Origin of the sequence: Janthinobacterium sp. FW305-129 (assembly GCF_020858115.1) — a bacterium.
Taxonomy (GTDB): Bacteria; Pseudomonadota; Gammaproteobacteria; order Burkholderiales; family Burkholderiaceae_D; genus Janthinobacterium.
Genome location: NZ_JACYMM010000016.1, coordinates 12,709 through 32,059, shown reverse-complemented (window position 1 = coordinate 32,059; position 19,351 = coordinate 12,709). Strand labels below are relative to the sequence as shown.

Sequence of the window (19,351 nt, the reverse complement as noted above, 5' to 3'; positions counted from 1 at the left end):
GCTGTCCGGCCGTTTAGTCGCGTTTGGTCACACACAACACAGGAGGCGGGCGATGGCGGCGGTATCGGCATTCGGAGTCAAGCAGCACGAGCTGCAGCAGGAACAGGAACTGAGCCGCGAGTGGCGCGGCTGGATCGCGGAAAACCTCATGCTGGGCAGCCACCCGTCGGCGCTGATGCCGGTGCTGCAGCAGGCCGGCATCGCCGAGCCCCTGGCGCGCCGCGAAGTGGAGCTGGCGCTGCAGAGTCCCTACCTGGCCGGCGCCGTGCGCCTGTCGAACCGCCTGGCCAAGCGCGATTGGGTGATCGACATCCAGCGCAAGCTGAACCAGCTGCGCCCGCCCGAGATACCGCGCCGCGAGAGGCTTTCCGCGCAGGAATTCCTCGACGAATACTATTCGACCAACCAGCCCGTCATCATCACGGGCATGCTGGACGACTGGCCCGCCTTGAGTAAATGGAGTCCGGCGTATTTCCGCGAACATTACGCGCAGCGCGAAGTGGAAGTGCAGTTCGGCCGCGAAGCGGACGCCCAGTATGAAATGAACAGCGTGGCCCACAAGCGCAAGATGGCGTTCGGCGAGTACGCCAGCCTGGTCGAGAACAGCGGCGCGACCAATGATTTCTATATGACGGCGAATAACAATTCGCAGAACCGGCAAGCCTTGCGCGAGCTGTGGGACGATATCGGCCAGCTGCCCGAGTATCTGGAGCAGAGTGGCGGCCCGACGGGTTTTTTATGGTTTGGCCCGGCCGGCACGGTGACGCCGTTCCACCACGACCTGACGAACAATTTCATGGCGCAAGTCAAGGGGCGCAAGCGCCTGCGCATCATGGCCGCCTGCGAAGTGGCGCGCGTGTACAACCAGCGCCACTGTTTTACGCCCGTCGACGGACGCGACATCGATGTGCGGCGCTATCCGCTGATGGCCGACGTGCAGGTGCGCGAATGCGTGCTGGCGCCGGGCGAGATCCTGTTCCTGCCCGTCGGCTGCTGGCATTTCGTCGAAGCGCTCGATGTATCGATGACGGTGGCGTTTACCAACTTCAAATGGGATAACGATTTTTACAGCAAGTATCCACCGAATCACGACTTTTGATCGTCATCCGGATTGCCTCGAACGCGCAGGGAATGGCCGCCGAACAGGCGGCTTTTTTCATGCTACGGTGCGCTTCTTGTATAAGATATTTCCATAAAATAATTGATTGAAATCATTTTGCAGCAATTATTTTGATATGAATGGCCATGATGTTTCATTATCCAGATGGTCATGGCGGGCGGATAATTTGATGGCTGGTGTGCCGCCGGGCCTCTGAGTGGACTTGTCGGCGCGCGCCGGCACCGACAACCATCTGGAGGCGGCAGGGCATGAACACGCAGCAAATGACACAGTTACAGCAAGCACCGGCAAGTAATACTGAACTCCAGCGCGACACGCGCCTCACCCGCGAAGCGGCGCAATTGCTGGCCCGCGCCGACATCCGCCTGAATGGCCGCGCCGCCTGGGACATGCAGTTGCGCAAGCCGGGCGTGCCCGAGCGGGCTTTTGCCCGCGGCAACCTGGGCCTCGGTGAAGCCTACATGGATGGCGACTGGGATGCGCAGCAGCTCGATGAATTCTTTTGCCATCTGCTGCGCGCCCGCGTGGCCGACGACGTGCGCCCCATGCGCCTGGCCTTCCACGCGCTGTATGCGCGCCTGTTCAACCTGCAGACGGAGCGCCGCGCGTGGATGGTGGGCAAGGAGCATTACGACCTGGGCAACGCCTTCTATGCGGCCATGCTCGATCCGCGCATGACGTATACGTGCGGCTACTGGAAGGATGCGAATAATCTGGCCGAGGCGCAGGAAGCCAAGCTCGATCTGGTCTGCCGCAAGCTGCGCCTGGAGCCAGGCATGCGCGTGCTCGACATCGGCTGCGGCTGGGGCAGTTTCATGCGCTATGCGGCGGAGAAATACGGGGTGCAGTGCGTGGGCGTGACGATTTCGCAAGAGCAGGTTGCGTATGCGCGCGGCATGCCGGGCGGCGAAAAGCTGGATTTCCGCCTGCAGGATTACCGCGACACCGATGAAAAATTTGACCGCATCGTCAGCATCGGCATGTTCGAGCACGTGGGACACAAGAATCACCGCACCTTCATGGAAGTGGCGCACCGCTGCCTGGAGGACGACGGCCTGTTCCTGCTGCACACGATCGGCAAAAATAAACGCCATTCCACGTGCGACCCGTGGATCGACAAATACATCTTCCCGAATGGCGACTTGCCGTCTATCGGCCAGATCGGCGACGCCATCGACGACCTGTTTGTCGCCGAAGACTTGCATAACTTCGGCGCCGACTACGACAAGACTCTGATGGCCTGGCATGCGAATGTTGAACAGGCGTGGCCGCGCTTTGCCGCCCAGCTGGGCGAGCGCTTCCACCGCATGTGGTCATATTATCTGCTGTCGTGCGCGGGCGCCTTCCGCGCGCGCGACTTGCAGCTGTGGCAATGGGTGTTGTCGAAGCAGGGCGTGCTCGGTGGCTACGAGCGCGTGAGTTGAGATGTGCGGCACCTGATATGATGGATTGATGGATATCAATCAAGCGCGTACCTTCCTGGAAGTGGCTTCCTGCGGCAGTTTCATCATGGCTGCCGAACGCATGCACGTGACGCAGACGGCCGTCAGCGCCCGCATCCGCACGCTGGAGCAGCAGCTGGGGCGCCAGCTATTCGTGCGCAACAAGGCGGGCGCGCGCCTGACGCCAGCCGGCGAACGCTTCATGCGCCATGCTGCCACCATGGTGCAGGTGTGGGAGCGGGCGCGCCACCAGGTGGCCTTGCCGCCGGGGCGCGACGACGCCGTCAGCATCGGCTGCGAGCTGAGCCTGTGGCAGCCGCTGCTCGGCGACTGGTTGATACGCATGAGCCGCGACTGCCCCGAGATCGCCTTGCGCGCCGAAGTCGACAGCCCCGCGCGCCTGCTCGACGCCGTGCACGACGGCTCGCTGGATCTGGCCGTGCTGTACAACCCGCCGCAGCGTCCGGGCCTCGTCAGCGAGTTGCTGGCCGAGGAAAAACTGGTGATGGTGACCACGCGCGCGGACGGGCAGATGCTTGCCGATAAGTACGTGTACGTGGACTGGGGACCCAGCTTTGCGGCCAACCACCAGGCGGCGTATCCGGAGCTGAGCAGCCCGCCCGTGTCGATTTCGCTGGGGCCGCTGGCCCTCGTCTACCTGCTGGAAGTGGGCGGTGCCAGTTACTTTCGTATCGGCAGCGCGCAGCCTTATCTCGACGGGGGCTTGCTGTACCGCGTGCGCGACGCGCCCGAATTCTCGCATTCCGCCTATGCCGTGTATGCGGCCCAGCGCGACAACCCGACCCTGGACCGCGCCCGCGCCTGCCTGCTGGAGGTGGCGGAGAAGATCAAGTAGTTTAAACAGACGTAAAAAAGCCGACCCGCGGGTCGGCTTTTTGCTGTTTCAATCGCAGCGCTTAGTCGCGGCTGCCGCCAGCGAAACCTAAAAGTGACAGCAGGCTGGTGAAGATGTTGTACACGTCCAGGTAGATGCGCAGGGTGGCCGAGATGTAGTTGGTCTCGCCGCCGTTGATGATTTGCTGCACGTCATACAGGATGTAGGCCGAGAAGATGGCGATGGCGACCATGGAGATCACGATCGACAGTGCCGACAGGCCCAGGAAGATGTTCGCCACCGATGCCAGGATCAGCACGATCACGCCGGCGAACAGCCATTTGCCCATGGCCGAGAAGTCGCGCTTCGACACCGTGGCGATCGTCGCCATCACGGCCAGGATGGTGGCCGTGCCGCCGAATGCCGTCATGATCAGCATGCCGCCGTTCGAGTAGCCGAGCGTGCGCGTCAGGATAGGCGTGAGCATCAGGCCCATGAAGAAGGTAAAGCCCAGCAGGACGGCAACGCCCAGGCCCGAGTTCTTGGTTTTTTCGATCGCGTACATGAAACCGAATGCGACGGCCATGAAGATGATGAAGCCCATGCCGCCGGTCAGCATCGGCAAGTGCATCTGCACGCCGATGAAGGCGCCCAGCACGGTCGGTATCATGGACAGTGCCAGCAGCCAGTAAGTGTTGCGCAAGACCTGATGGCGGACTTGCTGCATGCCCCCCGACAGGTCAAAGGTGCGTTGCATGTTCTGATTCATAGTGCCTCCGTGTTGTCAATTCAAATTACTGCTTTGCCCAAGGATAGCATGAGGGCCGGAATTTGCCAAAAAAGCAGCTTAAGATTTCATTAAACTCAAGCGGCAGGGAAGGATGCCCCCTGCCTGTCTGGGTGATATGGGGTGGAGTATGGTAAAATCAAAGGTTGATTGAGTTATCAATTTACCGTTTTAAACCTTTCTTTTTATTGGAGTTTTCACACATGGCAATCGAACGCACCCTGTCGATCATCAAACCAGACGCAGTTGCAAAAAACGTAATCGGTCAAATCTACACCCGTTTTGAAAACGCTGGCCTGAAAATCGTTGCAGCACGCATGACCCAACTGTCGCGCGAACAAGCTGAAGGTTTCTACGCAGCGCACAAAGAGCGCGGCTTCTTCAAGGATCTGGTCGACTTCATGGTTTCCGGTCCAGTCATGATCCAAGCCCTGGAAGGCGAAAACGCCGTTCTGGCCCACCGTGACCTGATGGGCGCGACCGATCCGAAGAAAGCAGAAAAAGGCACGATCCGCGCCGATTTCGCCGATTCGATCGACGCCAACGCCGTACACGGTTCCGACGCTGTCGAAGCTGCTAAAGTGGAAATCGCTTACTTCTTCCCAGAACTGAAGGCTTAATTGCCTTAGATAACGTTATTTCCTGGCGTTATCTGTGAAATAACTTATCACCCCCTGTTCCCGCTGCGCTGTGGTGCTTTGCCCCTGATGCGCGCGGGGACGGATTTTTAGAATAGACAAGATCATGAATACGACGACCCTCACCAACTTGCTGGACCTTGATCCCGCGCAACTCATCGCCTACTGCGCCGAGTTGGGAGAGAAACCGTTTCGTGCGAAACAATTGCAACGTTGGATACACCAGTTCGGCGCTTCCGATTTCGACGCCATGACGGATCTGGCCAAGTCGCTGCGCGACAAGCTGGCCACGCGCGCCGAAGTGCGCGCCCCGGCCATCATCAGCGACCATACGTCGACGGACGGCACGCGCAAGTGGCTCGTTGACGTGGGCAATGGCAATGCCGTGGAAACCGTGTTCATCCCGGAAGAAAACCGCGGCACCCTGTGCATCTCGACCCAGGCCGGCTGCGCCGTGAATTGCCGCTTCTGCTCGACGGGCAAGCAAGGCTTCAACCGCAACCTCCGCGTTGGCGAAATCATCGGCCAGCTGTGGATGGCGGAATTCGAATTGCGCCGTACCAAGGGCATTGAGCCAGGCCCGAAAGGCGAGCGCCAGATCACCAACGTGGTGATGATGGGCATGGGCGAGCCCCTGCTGAACTTTGAGCCGACCGTCACGGCCCTGAAATTGATGCTCGACGACAACGCCTACGGGCTGTCGCGCCGCCGCGTAACCTTGTCGACCTCGGGCGTGGTGCCGATGATGGACAAGCTGTCGCAGGAAGTGCCGGTGGCCCTGGCCGTCTCGCTGCACGCCTCGAACGATGCCTTGCGCGACGGGCTGATTCCACTGAACAAGAAATACCCGCTGAAGGAATTGATGGCGGCCTGTAAACGCTATCTGGAATTCGCCCCGCGCGATTTCATCACCTTCGAATACTGCATGCTCGACGGCGTCAACGACAGCGACGAGCACGCGCGCGAACTGCTGGCGCTGGTGCAAGACCGCGAGTTCGGCGTGAACTGCAAGTTCAACCTGATCCCGTTCAATCCCTTCCCCGAGTCGGGCCTGTTCCGCTCGAAAAACCCGCGCATCAAGGCGTTTGCCCAGGTGCTGATGGATGGCGGCATCATCACCACCGTGCGCAAGACGCGCGGCGACGATATCGATGCGGCCTGCGGCCAGCTGGCCGGCGAAGTCAAGGACCGCACGCGGGTGCAGGAACGCATGGAAAAGATGACTGAGTATCAACAGAAATTTGGCGCCAACTTCGGCAAGATCGTGGAGATCCGCTCCTGATGCGGGGAAGCATGGCTTATCCTGGCGTACTTGCCGCGGCTGTTGTCAGCCTGGGCGTGCTGCTGGCCGGCTGTGCTTCCACCGTGGACAAGGAGCAAGCTGCCTCTGTCGAGCAGCGCGCCGCCTTGCGCTTGCAGCTGGCCAGCGCCTATTATATGCAAGACCAGTTTGCGGTGGCGTTGGCCGAAGCGGAGCAGGCGGTGCAGCTGGTGCCGGACAATGCCCAGGTGCGCGGCATGCGCGCCCTGATTTTTGCTGCCATGCGTCAACCTGTGGCTGCTGAAAAAGATTTTCTTTACGCATTGCGCCTCGCGCCCCACAATCCCGAGTTGAGCAATAATTATGGCCTGTTTCTGTGCCAGACCGGGCACGCGGCGCAGTCGCTGGCGTATTTTGATGCCGCATTGCAAGATGCCGCCTATGGCACGCCTGAACTTGCGCTGCATAATGCGGCCGCGTGCAGCCTGCTCATGAAAGATTACCCGCGCGCCGCCAGCTACTGGCTCAAGGCGGAGCGCATCGCACCTGGCGCGGCAATGACCTATGCCGGCCTGGTGCGCGTGTATTACCAACAGCAGGATTACCGGCAAGCGGCTCATTACCTTGAGCGGCTCGGTAAAGTAGCGACAATGGAGAGCCAGACGGCCGATGTGCTGTGGCTCGGGATCAAGGTGCAGCATAAGCTCGGGGATGCGGGTGCGGAAGCTGGCCTGGGGGCGCATTTGCGCAACCACCATTCCGCCTCCCCCGAATATGCTGCTTATCAAAATGGGGCGTTTGATGAGTGAGACAGGGATACCAATGAATTCAGAGTGGGCAGAAACGCCTCAGCAGCAGCCCCAGGGCAATCTTGCGTTGGCAGGTGCACAATTAAAGGCGCAGCGCGAAGCGCTGGGCTGGCCCGTGGAACAGGTGGCCGACCAGCTCAAGCTGGCGCCGCGCCAGGTGATCGCGCTGGAAGAGGGCGACATGGCGGCCTTGCCGAACGTGGCCGTGGTGCGCGGTTTCGTGCGCGCCTATGCCAAGGTGGTGCGTCTCGACGCGGCGCCGCTGGTGGCCATGATCGAAGTCCACCCGGCGCCGGCGCAAGACCCGGCCGCGCCCGTACGGCGCGAGATTTCCGCCACGTTCTCGGAATCGCGCTTCCCGTCGATGACGCAGCGCTCGTCGAACCAGACTCCCCTCTGGATTGCCGGCGCCGTGGCCGTCGTCGTGGCGGCCGCCTTTGGCGCCTATAAACTCGGCTATGTGCCGGCCAGCCTGCTGTCCTCGCAGGCCGGGAAAGAAACGGCGCATGCGGACGTGGGCCCCGTGGAAACGACCCTGATCAAGCCGGGCCAGGATTTGACGCCTGTGCAGACGCCATCCGTACCCCTGATTTCCGTGCCGCCGCCGCCGGGCAACGATACGCAGACGGGCGCACCGGCCTCCGCCGCCGCTTCGGCGCCGGCCGCCGCCGTGCCGCCAGCAGCTGCGCCGGCAACGCCGCCAGCGGCGACGGCCGCCGTCACGCCGCCCGCCGCCGCCGCCGCCCCTGCCGTGGGCGCGAATGCGCTGGTGCTGAAAGTGGAGCAGGATTCCTGGGTCGAGATCCGCCGTCCCGGCGCTTCGCCGCTGATTTCGCGCATGGTCAAGGCGGGCAGCACGGAAACATTCGATATCACGGGCCCAGCCACCTTGGTGGTGGGCAAGCCGGGTGTCGTGCAGGCAACTTTGCGCGGCGCCAAGCTGGACTTGCCGACCGTGGCGGGCGGTACGATTTCGCGCGTGAGCATTAAATAATTATCAAACAAGCATCAATCAGGTATTGAAATCAGTCGTTTAAGCAAGTAGTTTAAATAAGCAAACTCACAAGATAATATTATGGCTACCTCGAAAACAGCGATCGGCTCCGGCCCTTCCGGCCGCCGCGACAGCCGCAAGGTACTGATCTCGCATGGCCAGCGCCAGATCTGGGTGGGCGGCGACGCCCCCGTGGTGGTGCAGTCGATGACGAACACGGATACGGCCGACGCCATCGGCACGGCGATCCAGATCAAGGAACTGGCGCGTGCCGGTTCGGAACTGGTGCGCCTGACGGTGGACCGTCCGGAAGCGGCCGCGGCCGTCCCCTACATCCGCGAGCAGCTCGACAAGATGGACATCGACGTGCCGCTGGTGGGCGATTTCCACTACAACGGCCATACCCTGCTCAACGATTATCCCGATTGCGCGCGCGCGCTGTCGAAGTACCGCATCAATCCGGGCAACGTGGGCAAGGGCGCCAAGCGCGACACGCAATTTGCGCAAATGATCGAAGCGGCTTGCAAGTACGACAAGCCGGTGCGCATCGGCGTGAACTGGGGCAGCCTGGATCAAGCCTTGCTGGCACGCATCATGGACGAAAACGCGGGCCGCGCCGAGCCATGGCCGGCGCAAGCCGTCATGTACGAGGCGCTGGTGACGTCGGCGATTGAAAACGCCGTGCGCGCCGAAGAGCTGGGCCTGGGGCGCGACAAGATCATCCTGTCGTGCAAAGTTTCTGGTGTGCAAGACCTGATCGCCGTGTACCGCGAACTGGCGCAGCGCTGCGACTATCCGCTGCACCTGGGCCTGACGGAAGCGGGCATGGGCAGCAAGGGCATCGTGGCGTCCACTGCGGCCCTGGCCGTGCTGCTGCAAGAGGGCATCGGCGACACCATCCGCATTTCGCTCACGCCCGAACCGGGCGGCGACCGCACGCGCGAAGTCATCGTCGGCCAGGAAATCCTGCAAACCATGGGCTTGCGCAAGTTCGCGCCCATGGTGATCGCCTGCCCAGGCTGCGGGCGGACGACGTCGACCACCTTCCAGGAACTGGCCGACAATATCCAGACGTATCTGCGCGAGCAGATGCCGGAGTGGAAAAAGTCGTATCCGGGCGTGGAAGCGATGAACGTGGCCGTGATGGGCTGCATCGTCAACGGTCCCGGCGAATCGAAGCATGCGAACATCGGCATCAGCCTGCCCGGCACGGGCGAGTCGCCGGCCGCCCCCGTGTTTGTGGATGGCGAAAAAGTCGTCACCCTGCGCGGCGAACGCATCGTCGAGGAATTCCAGGACATCGTCTTGAAGTATGTACAGAGTCACTATGGAAACACGGTTGCCGTCTGAGCCTGATCCGATAAAAAAGTAAAGAAGAACACTATGTCCGAAAATAAAAAACTCGATAAGATCACTGCCGTCAAAGGTATGAACGATATCCTGCCCGCCGACGCCCCGCTGTGGGAATTGTTTGAAAACACGGCGCAATCCGTGCTGCAAAGCTACGGTTTCCAGCAGATCCGCACGCCGATCGTGGAAGAGACGAAATTGTTCGCGCGCGCCATCGGCGCCGTCACCGATATCGTGGAAAAGGAAATGTATTCGTTCACCGACTCGATGAACGGCGACAACCTGACCCTGCGTCCTGAAGGCACGGCCGGCGTGGTGCGCGCCGTGGTCGAACACAACCTCGTGTACGAAGGCCCGAAACGCCTGTGGTACAAGGGCCAGATGTTCCGCCACGAGCGTCCGCAAAAGGGCCGCTACCGCCAGTTCCACCAGTTCGGCGTGGAAGCCATCGGTTTCACGGGCCCTGATATCGACGCCGAGATCATCATGCTGTCGCGCCGCCTGTGGGATGACCTGGGCCTGGAAGGCATCCGCCTGGAACTGAACTCGATCGGCGACGCGGCCGAGCGCCTGCGCCACCGCGCCGACCTGATCGCCTACCTGGAAAGCCACAGCGAGCTGCTCGACGAAGAAGCCAAGCGCCGCCTGCACAGCAATCCGCTGCGCATCCTCGATACCAAGAATCCTGCCATGCAGGACCTGGTCAATGGCGCGCCAAAGCTGCTGGACTACCTGGGCGAAGAATCGCTGGCCCACTTCCACGGCGTGCAGAAGATCTTGAACCACAATAATATCCCGTTCACCATCAATCCACGCCTGGTGCGCGGCCTCGATTACTACAACCGCACGGTGTTCGAGTGGGTCAGCGACAAGCTCGGCGCGCAAGGCACGGTCTGCGCCGGCGGCCGCTATGATGGCATGGTGGAAATGTTCGGCGGCAAATCGACGCCCGCCGTCGGTTTCGGCATGGGCGTGGAACGCCTGGTGCTGCTGATGAAGGATGCGGCTGAACCGGAAGCCCCGGCCCAGTGCGACGTGTACCTGGTGCACCAGGGCGAGCAGGCTGGCTTGCAAGCGTTCGTGCTGGCCGAGCGGATTCGCGATGCGGGCCTGGACGTTGTGCTACATTGCGCAGCGAGCAACGGCGGCGGCAGCTTCAAGACGCAAATGAAAAAAGCCGATGCCAGCGGCGCGGCGTTTGCCGTGATCCTGGGCGACGATGAAATCGCCAACAATGTTGCCACGGTGAAAGCCATGCGCGAAGCCGATGCGGGCGCGCAGCAGAACACGGTGCCGTTCGACGATGTCGTCGATTACGTGGTGGACCAGATCATCGGCGACCACGATTGCGGCCACGACCATGGTCCTGGCGGCCACGTGCATCACCACCATTAATTTGCAGCAAGACCGTACTACCCTCGATCAACTACTCATTCAAACTGACGACCCATGGCATACGATCACGAAGAACAAGAACAACTGGCAACCCTCAAGGCCTGGTGGCAGCGCAATGGCAATCTGACCTCCTGGGTCCTGATCGTGGCGCTGGCCGGCTACAGCGGCTGGGCTGGCTGGCAGTATTACCAGCGCACGCAGGCGGCGCAGGCGGGCCAGTTGTACGACGAACTGCAAAACGCCATCGCCGCCAAGGACACGGCCAAGGTGATGCGCGCGGCTGGCGACATGCAATCGCGCTTCAGCGGCACGGCATATGCGCAGATGAGCGCCCTGGCTGCGGCCAAGGTGGCGTTCGACGCGAACGACCTGAAAACAGCGAAGACCCAGCTGCAATGGGTGGCCGAGCATGGCACGGAAGAGTACAAGGCCATCGCCAAGCTGCGCCTGGCCGGTGTCTTGCTGGACGAAAAAGCCTACGATGAAGCGTTGAAAGTGCTGGCGACGGCATCCGTGGCGCAATTTGCCGGCGCCGTGGCCGACCGCAAGGGCGACATCCTGGTGGCGCAAAACAAGCTGGCCGATGCCCGCACGGCCTACCTGGCCGCGATAGCCGCGACGGACAAGAACAATCCAGGCCGTCAATTGATCCAGGTCAAACTGGAAGCGATCGGCGGTACGGTGCCGGAAGACAAGGCCAAGGCTGACAAGGCCGCCGCCTGACAGGAACACTGATGGTGCGGCCGCGCGGCGTTGTGCGCCGCCTGCCGTGCCCTTACAAGTACAAGAAAAAGGTTGGATAACACTTATGCGTGTCACTGAAAAGCTGGTAGCTGCAAGTCTGTTGGCCCTGATGGCCGGTTGCTCGTCCTGGAACCCGTTCGCCTCGAAAGATCCGAAAGCCGAACCGGCCAAGCTGGTCGAGTTAAAATCGAGCATTGCCGTGCGCGACGCCTGGAAGTATTCGATCGGCAAGGCCGGCGTGTACGCGTTTACGCCTGCGCTGGCCGGCAACAGCCTGTACGTGGTCAACGCCGATGGCGCGCTGGCGCGCCTGGATGCGGCCAGCGGCCGTGAAACGTGGCGCATCAAGGCCGGCAGCGACATCACGTCGAGCGCTGGCAGCGATGGCAGTGTGGTGGCCGTGGGCGCCGCCAAGGGCGCCGTGCTGGCGTTTGACGCCGATGGCAAACAGTTGTGGAAGGCACAGGCCTCCAGCGAAGTATTGACGGCGCCCGTCGTGGGGCAGGGCGTGGTCGTGGTGCGCAGCGTGGACAACCGCATCGTCGGCTTCGACGCCAAGACGGGCGAACGCAAGTGGACGGTGCAGCGCGCCACGCCAGCATTGACCTTGCGCAATGCGCCGGGCATGGTGCTGGGCGGCGCGAATATCTATGTGGCCCAGCCGGGCGGCAAGCTGCTGGCACTGACGGCGGCCACCGGTGTGGTACGCTGGGAGATCGTCGTCAGCGAACCGCGCGGCGCTACCGAACTGGAGCGCGTCTCCGACATCGCCGGCGCGCCGGTGGTGTTCGAAGGCGAAGTGTGCGCCGTCACCTACCAGGGCAAGGCGGGCTGCTTCGATGCCGCCACGGGCGTGCCGCGCTGGACCAAGCCGGTTTCGTCCGATGTGGGCGTGGCCGTCGACCAGCGTTTCGTGTTCGTCGCCGACGCCCAGGGCGCCGTGGTGGCGTTCAGCCGCGAAGGCGGCCAGAGCGCCTGGAAGAATGAGGCGCTGGCGCGCCGCCGCCTGTCGACGCCGGCCTCCTACGGCCGCAGCGTCGCCGTCGGCGACTATCAAGGTTATATCCACTTCCTGTCACGGGAAGATGGCGCATTAATAGGTCGTGTCAGCACCGACGGTAGCCCGATTGTTTCGGCTCCTGTTGTTGCCGGTTCGAATTTGATTTTTCAAACCCAATCAGGGACAGTGACCGCTCTCGCGGTCGAGTAATACAATGAAGCCGGTAATTGCACTAGTAGGTCGACCCAATGTTGGGAAATCGACTTTATTCAATCGTCTGACCCGCTCGCGCGATGCGCTGGTGGCGGATTTGCCTGGGTTGACGCGCGATCGTCACTATGGTGAAGGCCGTGTCGGCGAACGTCCCTTCCTGGTCATCGATACGGGTGGTTTCGAACCCGTCGCCAAGGAAGGCATCATGCACCAGATGGCACTGCAGACCAAGCAGGCCGTGGCCGAGGCCGACGTGGTGGTGTTCATCGTGGACGGCCGTCAGGGCCTGACCCCGCATGACAAGACCATCGTCGACTTCCTGCGCAAGAGCGGCCGTCCGGTCTTGCTGGTGGTTAATAAAAGCGAAGGCATGCGCTACACGGCCGTCGTGTCCGAATTCTATGAATTGGGCATGGGCGATCCGTATGCGATCTCGTCGGCGCACGGCGACGGCGTCAACGACCTCGTCGAAGTGATGCTGGACCTGGCGTTCGCGCAGCGTCCGGATGAGCCTGAAGAGCTGGAAAAGACCGACCGCGGCATCAAGATCGCCCTCGTCGGCCGTCCGAACGTGGGCAAGTCGACCTTGATCAACACCCTGCTGGGCGAAGAGCGCGTGATCGCCTTCGACATGCCGGGCACGACGCGCGACTCGATCGAGATTCCGTTCGAGCGCGATGGCCAGCAATACACCTTGATCGACACGGCCGGTATCCGCCGCCGCGGCAAGGTGTTTGAAGCGATCGAGAAATTCTCGGTGGTGAAAACGCTGCAGTCGATTTCCGAAGCCAACGTGGTCGTGCTGATGCTCGACGCGCAGCAGGATATTTCCGAGCAGGACGCGCATATCGCCGGCTTCATCCTGGAATCGGGCCGCGCGCTGGTCGTGGCCGTGAACAAATGGGATGGTTTGCAATCGCACCAGCGCGATGAAATCAAGATCGATATCGACCGCAAGCTCGATTTCCTGTCGTTCGCGCAGATGCATTTCATTTCGGCGCTGAAAGGCACCAACATCGGTCCACTGATGAAATCGCTCAACGCCGCCTACGCGGCCGCCATGTGCGACCTGTCGACACCGAAGCTGACGCGCGCCCTGATCGAGGCCGTGGAGAAGCAGGAACCGCGCCGCAAGGGCTCGATCCGTCCGAAGCTGCGCTATGCCCACCAGGGCGGCATGAACCCGCCTGTGATCGTTATTCACGGCAATGCGCTCGACGCCGTTGGCGATCCGTACAAGCGTTATCTGGAAAAGCATTTCCGCGATACGTTTGCCCTGGTCGGCACGCCGCTGCGCATCGAACTGCGTACGGGTAAAAATCCGTTTGCACGCACGCCAAGCAAGTAAAATTAAGTGCATATTAAGGCGCCGCAGAGATAATGCGGCGCCGACAGCCAATTCAATGGCTTTTGCACGGAAATAATAAAGTGTTAATGCGCCATGCGCGACAGCGATCGCGAAAACAGGTTACAGTAGCTATGACGCATCTTTCTTTCTTTGAAAGGTGTGAGAGCACTTGAAATCAAGCGAGTCGCCTCCAATTCTTACACAACAACATAAACAACGGAGCTGTTATGAGCAACAAAGGGCAACTGTTACAAGACCCATTCCTCAATGCATTACGCAAAGAGCATGTTCCTGTCTCGATCTACCTGGTCAATGGCATTAAATTGCAGGGCCATATCGAATCGTTCGATCAATATGTCGTATTGCTGCGCAATACGGTTACGCAGATGGTGTACAAGCATGCCATCTCGACAGTGGTGCCGGCCCGTGCCGTCAATCTCAATATTGAATCTGAAGCGGAGTAAAGCGTTGAGCTTGACGGCCCAGCGCCTTTCACCCTCCATCGCCCCCGTCCGCGCCAGCGGCGCTGATGCGTTTGCATCGGCGTCGGCGTCCGCCGCAACTCATCAGATGCCATCATGCGCGCGGCACTAGTCGGGGTTGACTTCGGTCACAGCGACTTCGCCGCCAGCATGGAGGAACTCATGCTGTTGTCGCGTTCGGCTGGTGCGGATCCGATTTCCACCATCACGGCCAAGCGTTCCAGTCCCGATTCCGCGTATTTCGTCGGCAGCGGCAAGGCCGATGAAATTGGCGACGCCGTCGTCAACGATGGCCTGGAAATCGTCATCTTCAATCACGCCCTCTCGCCCGCCCAGCAGCGCAATCTGGAAAAGCGCCTGAATGTGCGCGTGCTCGACCGTACCAGCCTGATCCTCGACATCTTCGCGCAGCGCGCCAAGAGCCACGAGGGCAAGCTGCAGGTCGAGCTGGCCCAGCTGCAGCATCTGGCCACGCGCCTGATCCGCGGCTGGACCCACCTGGAACGGCAAAAGGGCGGTATCGGCTTGCGCGGTCCCGGCGAGACGCAGCTCGAGACCGACCGCCGGCTGATCGGCGAGCGCGTCAAGTCCTTGCGCGCCCGTCTGGAAAAGCTGCACAAGCAGCGCGAAACGCAGCGCCGCGCGCGCGGCCGCAATCACACATTCTCCGTGTCCCTCGTCGGCTATACCAATGCCGGCAAGTCGACCCTGTTCAATGCCGTGACCAAGGCCGGCGTGTACGTCGCCGACCAGCTGTTCGCCACCCTGGACACCACCTCGCGCCGGGTTTACCTGGGCCAGGAAGTGGGCAATGTGGTGATCTCCGACACGGTCGGCTTCGTGCGCGAATTGCCGCATCAGCTGGTGGCTGCTTTCCGCGCCACGCTCGAAGAAACCATCCATGCCGATCTGCTGCTGCACGTCGTCGACGCCGCGTCGCCGGTGCGCATGGAGCAGATCGAGCAGGTCAACCTGGTCTTGAAAGAGATCGGCGCCGATCATATTCCGCAAATCCTCGTGTGGAACAAGATCGATGCGGCCGGGCTGGAGCCTTCGGTGGAGCGCGACGAATATGCTACGATCAGTCGCGTGTTCGTCAGTGCGCAGAAGGGTAGCGGGCTCGACCTGCTGCGCGATGCGATCGTCGAGATGGCCAGGAAGGCGCCCGGTTCGGCCCATCTGTACCAGAACGATGAAGCACAGGAAGATCAGTTTGACGGTCAGTACGACCAGCACGATGGCGCCGCCCCGGACCAGGACGAAGAGCCTGGCGAGGACGATAGGATTTCCACCCACTCCCAAGTCGGAACACGATAGTTATGCTTGTCTCCCTACTCAAAAAAACAGGCTTGAAGTTGTCCCTGAACGATCCCCGCTGGGGCAATCGCAAGGACGACGGCAAGAAAGCCCAAGAAGGCAAAAAGCCCGGCGAAGGTCCGCCGGACCTCGATCAGCTGTGGCGCGATTTCAATCAGCGCCTGAACGCGTTTTTCGGACAGAAGAACCGTCCCGACAACGGCGGCAATAACAACGGTGGCGGCAGCGGCCCGCGTCCCGACATGAAGGGCGCCGGCATCACCGCCGGCGTGGTCGGCGTGATCGCCGTCTTCATCTGGCTCGCCAGCGGCGCCTTTATCGTGCAAGAGGGCCAGAGCGGCGTGGTGCTGACGTTTGGCCAATACACGCGCACGGCGCCGGCCGGTCTCAACTGGCGCTGGCCGTATCCGTTCCAGACCGATGAAACCGTCAACGTGTCGCAGGTGCGCACGGTGGAAGTGGGTTACCGCCAGTCGCTGCGCAACAAGCAGGCCAGCGAGTCGCTGATGCTGACGGATGATGAAAACATCATCGATATCCAGTTCGCGGTGCAGTACACCTTGAAAGATCCGGTGGAATGGCTGTTCAGCGTGCGCGACCAGGAAGACACCCTGCGCCAGGTCGCCGAGACGGCGATCCGCGAAGTGGTCGGCCGCAGCAAGATGGACTTCGTGCTGTATGAAGGTCGCGAGAAAGTGGCCTTTGACACGCAGAAATTGATGCAGCAGATTCTTGATGGTTACAAGGCTGGCGTGTTGATTAACAATGTGACGATGCAGGCCGTGCAGCCGCCGGAGCAGGTGCAAGCCGCCTTCGACGATGCCGTCAAGGCAGGCCAGGACCGTGAGCGCCAGAAGAATGAAGGCCAGGCCTACGCCAATGACGTCATTCCAAAAGCACGCGGCTCAGCATTCCGCCTGCTGCAGGAAGCCGAGGCCTACCGGGCCATGGTGACTGAGAACTCCGAAGGTAATGCGTCGCGCTTCAAGCAGGTGCTGGTCGAATACCAGAAGGCGCCGGCCGTCACGCGCGACCGCATGTACCTGGAAACGATGCAGCAAGTGTTCAGCAGCGCCAGCAAGGTCATGGTCGACGCGAAGACGGGCAGCAATCTGCTGTACCTGCCGCTCGACAAGTTGATCGCCCAGCAGGCGGCGTCGGACGCCTCGGCCGCGGCAGCGCGCGCCGCAGCGGCCGCACCCGCAGCCAATACCGTAATGCCACAGGAAGCCATGCAGACAGTAGAAGTCAATTCGCGTCGCGACAGCCGCTCTTCGCGTGAACGGGAGAGCCGCTAATGAACCGTATCGTCGCCGCCCTGATCGCGGGCTTTATCGCGATCATGCTCTTGTCCTCGACCGTGTTCGTCGTCGATCAGCGTAAATACGCGGTCGTCTTCGCCCTCGGTGAAGTCAAGGAAGTCATCAGCGCGCCGGGCCTGTATTTCAAGCTGCCGCCGCCGTTCCAGAACGTCATCTACCTGGACAAGCGCATCCTGACCCTGGACACGCCGGAGCCGGAACGCTTCATCACGGCCGAGAAGAAGAACATCCTCGTCGACGCGTATGTGAAGTGGCGCATCGTCAATCCGAAGACCTATTTCCGCAGCTTCGGCGGCGATGAAAGCCGCGCCCGCAACCGCATGTCGCAAATCGTCAAGGCCGCGCTGAACGATGAAATCACCAAGCGCACGGTGCGCGAAGTGATCTCGGGCGAGCGTGGCAAGGTGATGCAGGCGATCAAGGCCAAGGTGGCGGCCGAGGCCGAGGCCATCGGCGTGGGCATCGTCGACGTGCGCCTGAAACGCGTCGACTACGTCGAGCAGATCAACAACTCCGTGTACGAGCGCATGAAGTCCGAGCGCGTGCGTGTGGCGAATGAACTGCGTTCGACCGGTTCGGCCGACTCCGAGAAAATCCGCGCCGACGCCGACAAGCAGCGCACGGTGATCCTGGCCGAAGCCTACCGCGAAGCCGAGAAGATCCGCGGCGAGGGCGATGCCAAGGCGTCGCAGATCTATGCGGAAGCGTTTGGCAAGAATCCGGAGTTCTACAAGTTCTACCGCAGCCTGGAAGCCTACCGCGCCACCTTCAAGGACAAGGGTGACGTGATGGTGGTCGATCCGAGCTCGGAATTCTTCAAGTACTTCAAGGGTAACGGCACGGCCGCTCCGTCCAAGAAGTAAGGCAGCATCGCACTGCACCGGGCCGCAAGGACGGGGGCGGCAGCAGCGGGGCCGGCATCGATGCCGGCCCCGTTTTTTTTGTGCCTGCCAAGCTGTTGCGGGAAGGCGTAAAATGCGGTGTTTTTAGGGCTGTGCGGCAGCGATTCGGACAACTTATCCCTAAAGGCCCGTGTTTTCGCGTAAAATATCAGGTTCGGCCTCTTGCCTGGCGCGCCCGCCGCTGCCTCGCATGATGCATTTTTTCAACTTTCTTCCGTATCTCGCTCCCTCATGCCGAATTGGCTTTTGCCCGAAAATATTGCCGATGTTCTGCCGTCGGAAGCGCGCAAGATCGAAGAGCTGCGCCGCCTCATGCTGGATAATTTCCGTCTGTACGGATATGAACTGGTGATGCCGCCGCTGCTCGAGTATCTGGAATCGCTGATGACCGGCGCTGGCAAGGATACCGACCTGCGCACGTTCAAACTGGTCGACCAGCTGTCGGGCCGCATGCTCGGCCTGCGCGCCGACATGACGACGCAAGTGGCGCGCATCGACGCGCACCTGCTCAACCGTGCCACCGTCACCCGCCTGTGCTATGCCGGCAGCGTGCTGCATACCCGTCCGTCGGGCCTGCACTCCACCCGCGAACCGCTGCAGATCGGCGCCGAAATCTATGGCCACGCCGGCCTGGAAGCGGATGCCGAGATCCAGGAACTGGCGCTCGCGTCGCTGGCGCTGGCCGGTTTCGACAGCGTGCGCCTGGATTTGTCGCACGTCGGCCTGTTGCGCGCTATCATTGCGCAAGACGCGAACGCCGTGCGCGACGAAGCTGCGCTGTACAGCCTGCTGCGCGCGAAAGATGCGCCTGGCCTGCGCGCCCTGACTGCCGGTTACGACGCCGTCACGCGCGATGCGCTGCTGGCCTTGCCGAACCTGTACGGCGACATCGACGTGCTGGCACGTGCGCGCGAAGTGCTGCCGCCGCTGCCGGGCGTGCTGAAAGCGCTGGCCGAACTGGCCGCGCTGGCAGGATCGGCCCTGGGCCGCGCCGAAGTGGCGATTGACCTGGCCGACCTGCGCGGCTACCAATATGAAAGTGGCGCGATGTTTGCGCTGTATGTACCTGGCTTGCCGAACGCGGTTGCGCGCGGCGGCCGTTATGACCACGTCGGCGAAGCGTTCGGCCGGGCACGTCCCGCGACCGGCTTCTCGCTCGATTTGCGCGAACTGGCGCGCCTGTTGCCGACCGCGGAACGGAAGCATTCGATCCGCGCGCCGTGGGGCAGTGCGCCAGAATTGAAGGAAAAAATCGCCGAGTTGCGCAAGGCGGGCGAGGTCGTGATCCAGAGCATGCCGGGTCACAGTAATGAACAAGACGAGTTCGAGTGCGATCGCGTGCTGGTACTTGCCGATAATGGTAGTAGCTGGATTCTTAAAAACTTAGGTTGA

The 19,351-nt window shown here is 61.5% G+C and carries 18 protein-coding genes; 17 read left to right on the top strand and 1 reads right to left on the bottom strand.

What is annotated here, in order from left to right; all coding sequences use genetic code 11:
* The first annotated feature begins 52 nt into the window (after nucleotides 1-52).
* The 3 genes from IGS61_RS25605 (at nucleotide 53) to IGS61_RS25595 (ending at nucleotide 3,418) form a co-directional block, all read left to right on the top strand.
* Nucleotides 53-1,099, top strand: coding sequence for a cupin-like domain-containing protein (locus IGS61_RS25605; RefSeq protein WP_230542165.1), 1,047 nt, complete (start codon nucleotides 53-55; stop codon nucleotides 1,097-1,099).
* Nucleotides 1,100-1,368: 269 nt separating this feature from the next.
* Complete coding sequence (gene cfa, locus IGS61_RS25600) at nucleotides 1,369-2,544, top strand: cyclopropane fatty acyl phospholipid synthase (protein ID WP_230542164.1); 1,176 nt, start codon at nucleotides 1,369-1,371, stop codon at nucleotides 2,542-2,544.
* Between the two features lie 28 nt (nucleotides 2,545-2,572).
* Complete coding sequence (locus IGS61_RS25595) at nucleotides 2,573-3,418, top strand: LysR family transcriptional regulator (RefSeq protein WP_230542163.1); 846 nt, start codon at nucleotides 2,573-2,575, stop codon at nucleotides 3,416-3,418.
* Nucleotides 3,419-3,479: 61 nt separating this feature from the next.
* Here the strand turns inward: IGS61_RS25595 and IGS61_RS25590 are convergent, their stop codons facing one another.
* Entirely contained in the window at nucleotides 3,480-4,166 is a 687-nt protein-coding gene (locus IGS61_RS25590) for a Bax inhibitor-1/YccA family protein (RefSeq protein ID WP_034752039.1), read from the bottom strand.
* A gap of 221 nt (nucleotides 4,167-4,387) precedes the next feature.
* On the opposite strand from IGS61_RS25590, the gene ndk reads away from it, so the two are divergent.
* The 14 genes from ndk to IGS61_RS25520 all read left to right on the top strand — a co-directional run bounded on the left by ndk (nucleotide 4,388) and on the right by IGS61_RS25520 (nucleotide 19,351).
* Complete coding sequence (gene ndk, locus IGS61_RS25585) at nucleotides 4,388-4,804, top strand: nucleoside-diphosphate kinase (RefSeq protein WP_070223377.1); 417 nt, start codon at nucleotides 4,388-4,390, stop codon at nucleotides 4,802-4,804.
* 124 nt (nucleotides 4,805-4,928) lie between these two features.
* Nucleotides 4,929-6,104, top strand: coding sequence for a 23S rRNA (adenine(2503)-C(2))-methyltransferase RlmN (rlmN, locus tag IGS61_RS25580; protein ID WP_230542162.1), 1,176 nt, complete (start codon nucleotides 4,929-4,931; stop codon nucleotides 6,102-6,104).
* Nucleotides 6,104-6,892, top strand: coding sequence for a type IV pilus biogenesis/stability protein PilW (gene pilW, locus IGS61_RS25575; protein WP_329958091.1), 789 nt, complete (start codon nucleotides 6,104-6,106; stop codon nucleotides 6,890-6,892). The genes rlmN and pilW overlap by 1 nt, the downstream gene beginning before the upstream one ends.
* Before the next feature lie 67 nt (nucleotides 6,893-6,959).
* On the top strand, nucleotides 6,960-7,886 hold the full coding sequence (locus IGS61_RS25570) for a helix-turn-helix domain-containing protein (RefSeq protein WP_329958090.1): 927 nt from the start codon (nucleotides 6,960-6,962) through the stop codon (nucleotides 7,884-7,886).
* An 81-nt stretch (nucleotides 7,887-7,967) separates the two neighbouring features.
* Complete coding sequence (ispG, locus tag IGS61_RS25565) at nucleotides 7,968-9,236, top strand: flavodoxin-dependent (E)-4-hydroxy-3-methylbut-2-enyl-diphosphate synthase (protein WP_230542159.1); 1,269 nt, start codon at nucleotides 7,968-7,970, stop codon at nucleotides 9,234-9,236.
* A 33-nt stretch (nucleotides 9,237-9,269) separates the two neighbouring features.
* The gene (gene hisS, locus IGS61_RS25560) at nucleotides 9,270-10,631 is read left to right on the top strand and encodes a histidine--tRNA ligase (RefSeq protein WP_076566952.1); all 1,362 of its coding nucleotides are present in this window, start codon (nucleotides 9,270-9,272) and stop codon (nucleotides 10,629-10,631) included.
* Between the two features lie 54 nt (nucleotides 10,632-10,685).
* Complete coding sequence (locus tag IGS61_RS25555) at nucleotides 10,686-11,354, top strand: YfgM family protein (RefSeq protein WP_092710303.1); 669 nt, start codon at nucleotides 10,686-10,688, stop codon at nucleotides 11,352-11,354.
* A gap of 85 nt (nucleotides 11,355-11,439) precedes the next feature.
* Nucleotides 11,440-12,585 (top strand): outer membrane protein assembly factor BamB, encoded by a 1,146-nt coding sequence (bamB, locus tag IGS61_RS25550; protein ID WP_230542158.1) that lies wholly within the window; start codon nucleotides 11,440-11,442, stop codon nucleotides 12,583-12,585.
* 4 nt (nucleotides 12,586-12,589) lie between these two features.
* On the top strand, nucleotides 12,590-13,936 hold the full coding sequence (gene der / locus IGS61_RS25545) for a ribosome biogenesis GTPase Der (RefSeq protein ID WP_070221915.1): 1,347 nt from the start codon (nucleotides 12,590-12,592) through the stop codon (nucleotides 13,934-13,936).
* A 227-nt stretch (nucleotides 13,937-14,163) separates the two neighbouring features.
* Entirely contained in the window at nucleotides 14,164-14,400 is a 237-nt protein-coding gene (gene hfq / locus IGS61_RS25540; RefSeq protein ID WP_008450615.1) for an RNA chaperone Hfq, read from the top strand.
* Nucleotides 14,401-14,514: 114 nt separating this feature from the next.
* On the top strand, nucleotides 14,515-15,735 hold the full coding sequence (gene hflX, locus IGS61_RS25535) for a GTPase HflX (RefSeq protein WP_230542157.1): 1,221 nt from the start codon (nucleotides 14,515-14,517) through the stop codon (nucleotides 15,733-15,735).
* Between the two features lie 2 nt (nucleotides 15,736-15,737).
* Nucleotides 15,738-17,033: an FtsH protease activity modulator HflK gene (gene hflK / locus IGS61_RS25530; protein ID WP_230542156.1), complete on the top strand. Its 1,296-nt coding sequence runs from the start codon at nucleotides 15,738-15,740 to the stop codon at nucleotides 17,031-17,033.
* Entirely contained in the window at nucleotides 17,033-17,920 is an 888-nt protein-coding gene (gene hflC, locus IGS61_RS25525) for a protease modulator HflC (protein WP_230542155.1), read from the top strand. Before hflK ends, hflC begins: the two co-directional genes overlap by 1 nt.
* Before the next feature lie 270 nt (nucleotides 17,921-18,190).
* Nucleotides 18,191-19,351, top strand: coding sequence for an ATP phosphoribosyltransferase regulatory subunit (locus IGS61_RS25520; RefSeq protein ID WP_230542154.1), 1,161 nt, complete (start codon nucleotides 18,191-18,193; stop codon nucleotides 19,349-19,351).

What these genes read in the sequence shown, in the direction of transcription:
- IGS61_RS25605 (WP_230542165.1), top strand. Translation starts at nt 53, where the DNA reads ATGGCGGCGGTATCGGCATTCGGAGTCAAGCAGCACGAGCTGCAGCAG.
- cfa (WP_230542164.1), top strand. Translation starts at nt 1,369, where the DNA reads ATGAACACGCAGCAAATGACACAGTTACAGCAAGCACCGGCAAGTAAT.
- IGS61_RS25595 (WP_230542163.1), top strand. Translation starts at nt 2,573, where the DNA reads ATGGATATCAATCAAGCGCGTACCTTCCTGGAAGTGGCTTCCTGCGGC.
- IGS61_RS25590 (WP_034752039.1), bottom strand. Translation starts at nt 4,166, where the DNA reads ATGAATCAGAACATGCAACGCACCTTTGACCTGTCGGGGGGCATGCAG.
- ndk (WP_070223377.1), top strand. Translation starts at nt 4,388, where the DNA reads ATGGCAATCGAACGCACCCTGTCGATCATCAAACCAGACGCAGTTGCA.
- rlmN (WP_230542162.1), top strand. Translation starts at nt 4,929, where the DNA reads ATGAATACGACGACCCTCACCAACTTGCTGGACCTTGATCCCGCGCAA.
- pilW (WP_329958091.1), top strand. Translation starts at nt 6,104, where the DNA reads ATGCGGGGAAGCATGGCTTATCCTGGCGTACTTGCCGCGGCTGTTGTC.
- ispG (WP_230542159.1), top strand. Translation starts at nt 7,968, where the DNA reads ATGGCTACCTCGAAAACAGCGATCGGCTCCGGCCCTTCCGGCCGCCGC.
- hisS (WP_076566952.1), top strand. Translation starts at nt 9,270, where the DNA reads ATGTCCGAAAATAAAAAACTCGATAAGATCACTGCCGTCAAAGGTATG.
- IGS61_RS25555 (WP_092710303.1), top strand. Translation starts at nt 10,686, where the DNA reads ATGGCATACGATCACGAAGAACAAGAACAACTGGCAACCCTCAAGGCC.
- bamB (WP_230542158.1), top strand. Translation starts at nt 11,440, where the DNA reads ATGCGTGTCACTGAAAAGCTGGTAGCTGCAAGTCTGTTGGCCCTGATG.
- der (WP_070221915.1), top strand. Translation starts at nt 12,590, where the DNA reads ATGAAGCCGGTAATTGCACTAGTAGGTCGACCCAATGTTGGGAAATCG.
- hfq (WP_008450615.1), top strand. Translation starts at nt 14,164, where the DNA reads ATGAGCAACAAAGGGCAACTGTTACAAGACCCATTCCTCAATGCATTA.
- hflX (WP_230542157.1), top strand. Translation starts at nt 14,515, where the DNA reads ATGCGCGCGGCACTAGTCGGGGTTGACTTCGGTCACAGCGACTTCGCC.
- hflK (WP_230542156.1), top strand. Translation starts at nt 15,738, where the DNA reads ATGCTTGTCTCCCTACTCAAAAAAACAGGCTTGAAGTTGTCCCTGAAC.
- hflC (WP_230542155.1), top strand. Translation starts at nt 17,033, where the DNA reads ATGAACCGTATCGTCGCCGCCCTGATCGCGGGCTTTATCGCGATCATG.
- IGS61_RS25520 (WP_230542154.1), top strand. Translation starts at nt 18,191, where the DNA reads ATGCCGAATTGGCTTTTGCCCGAAAATATTGCCGATGTTCTGCCGTCG.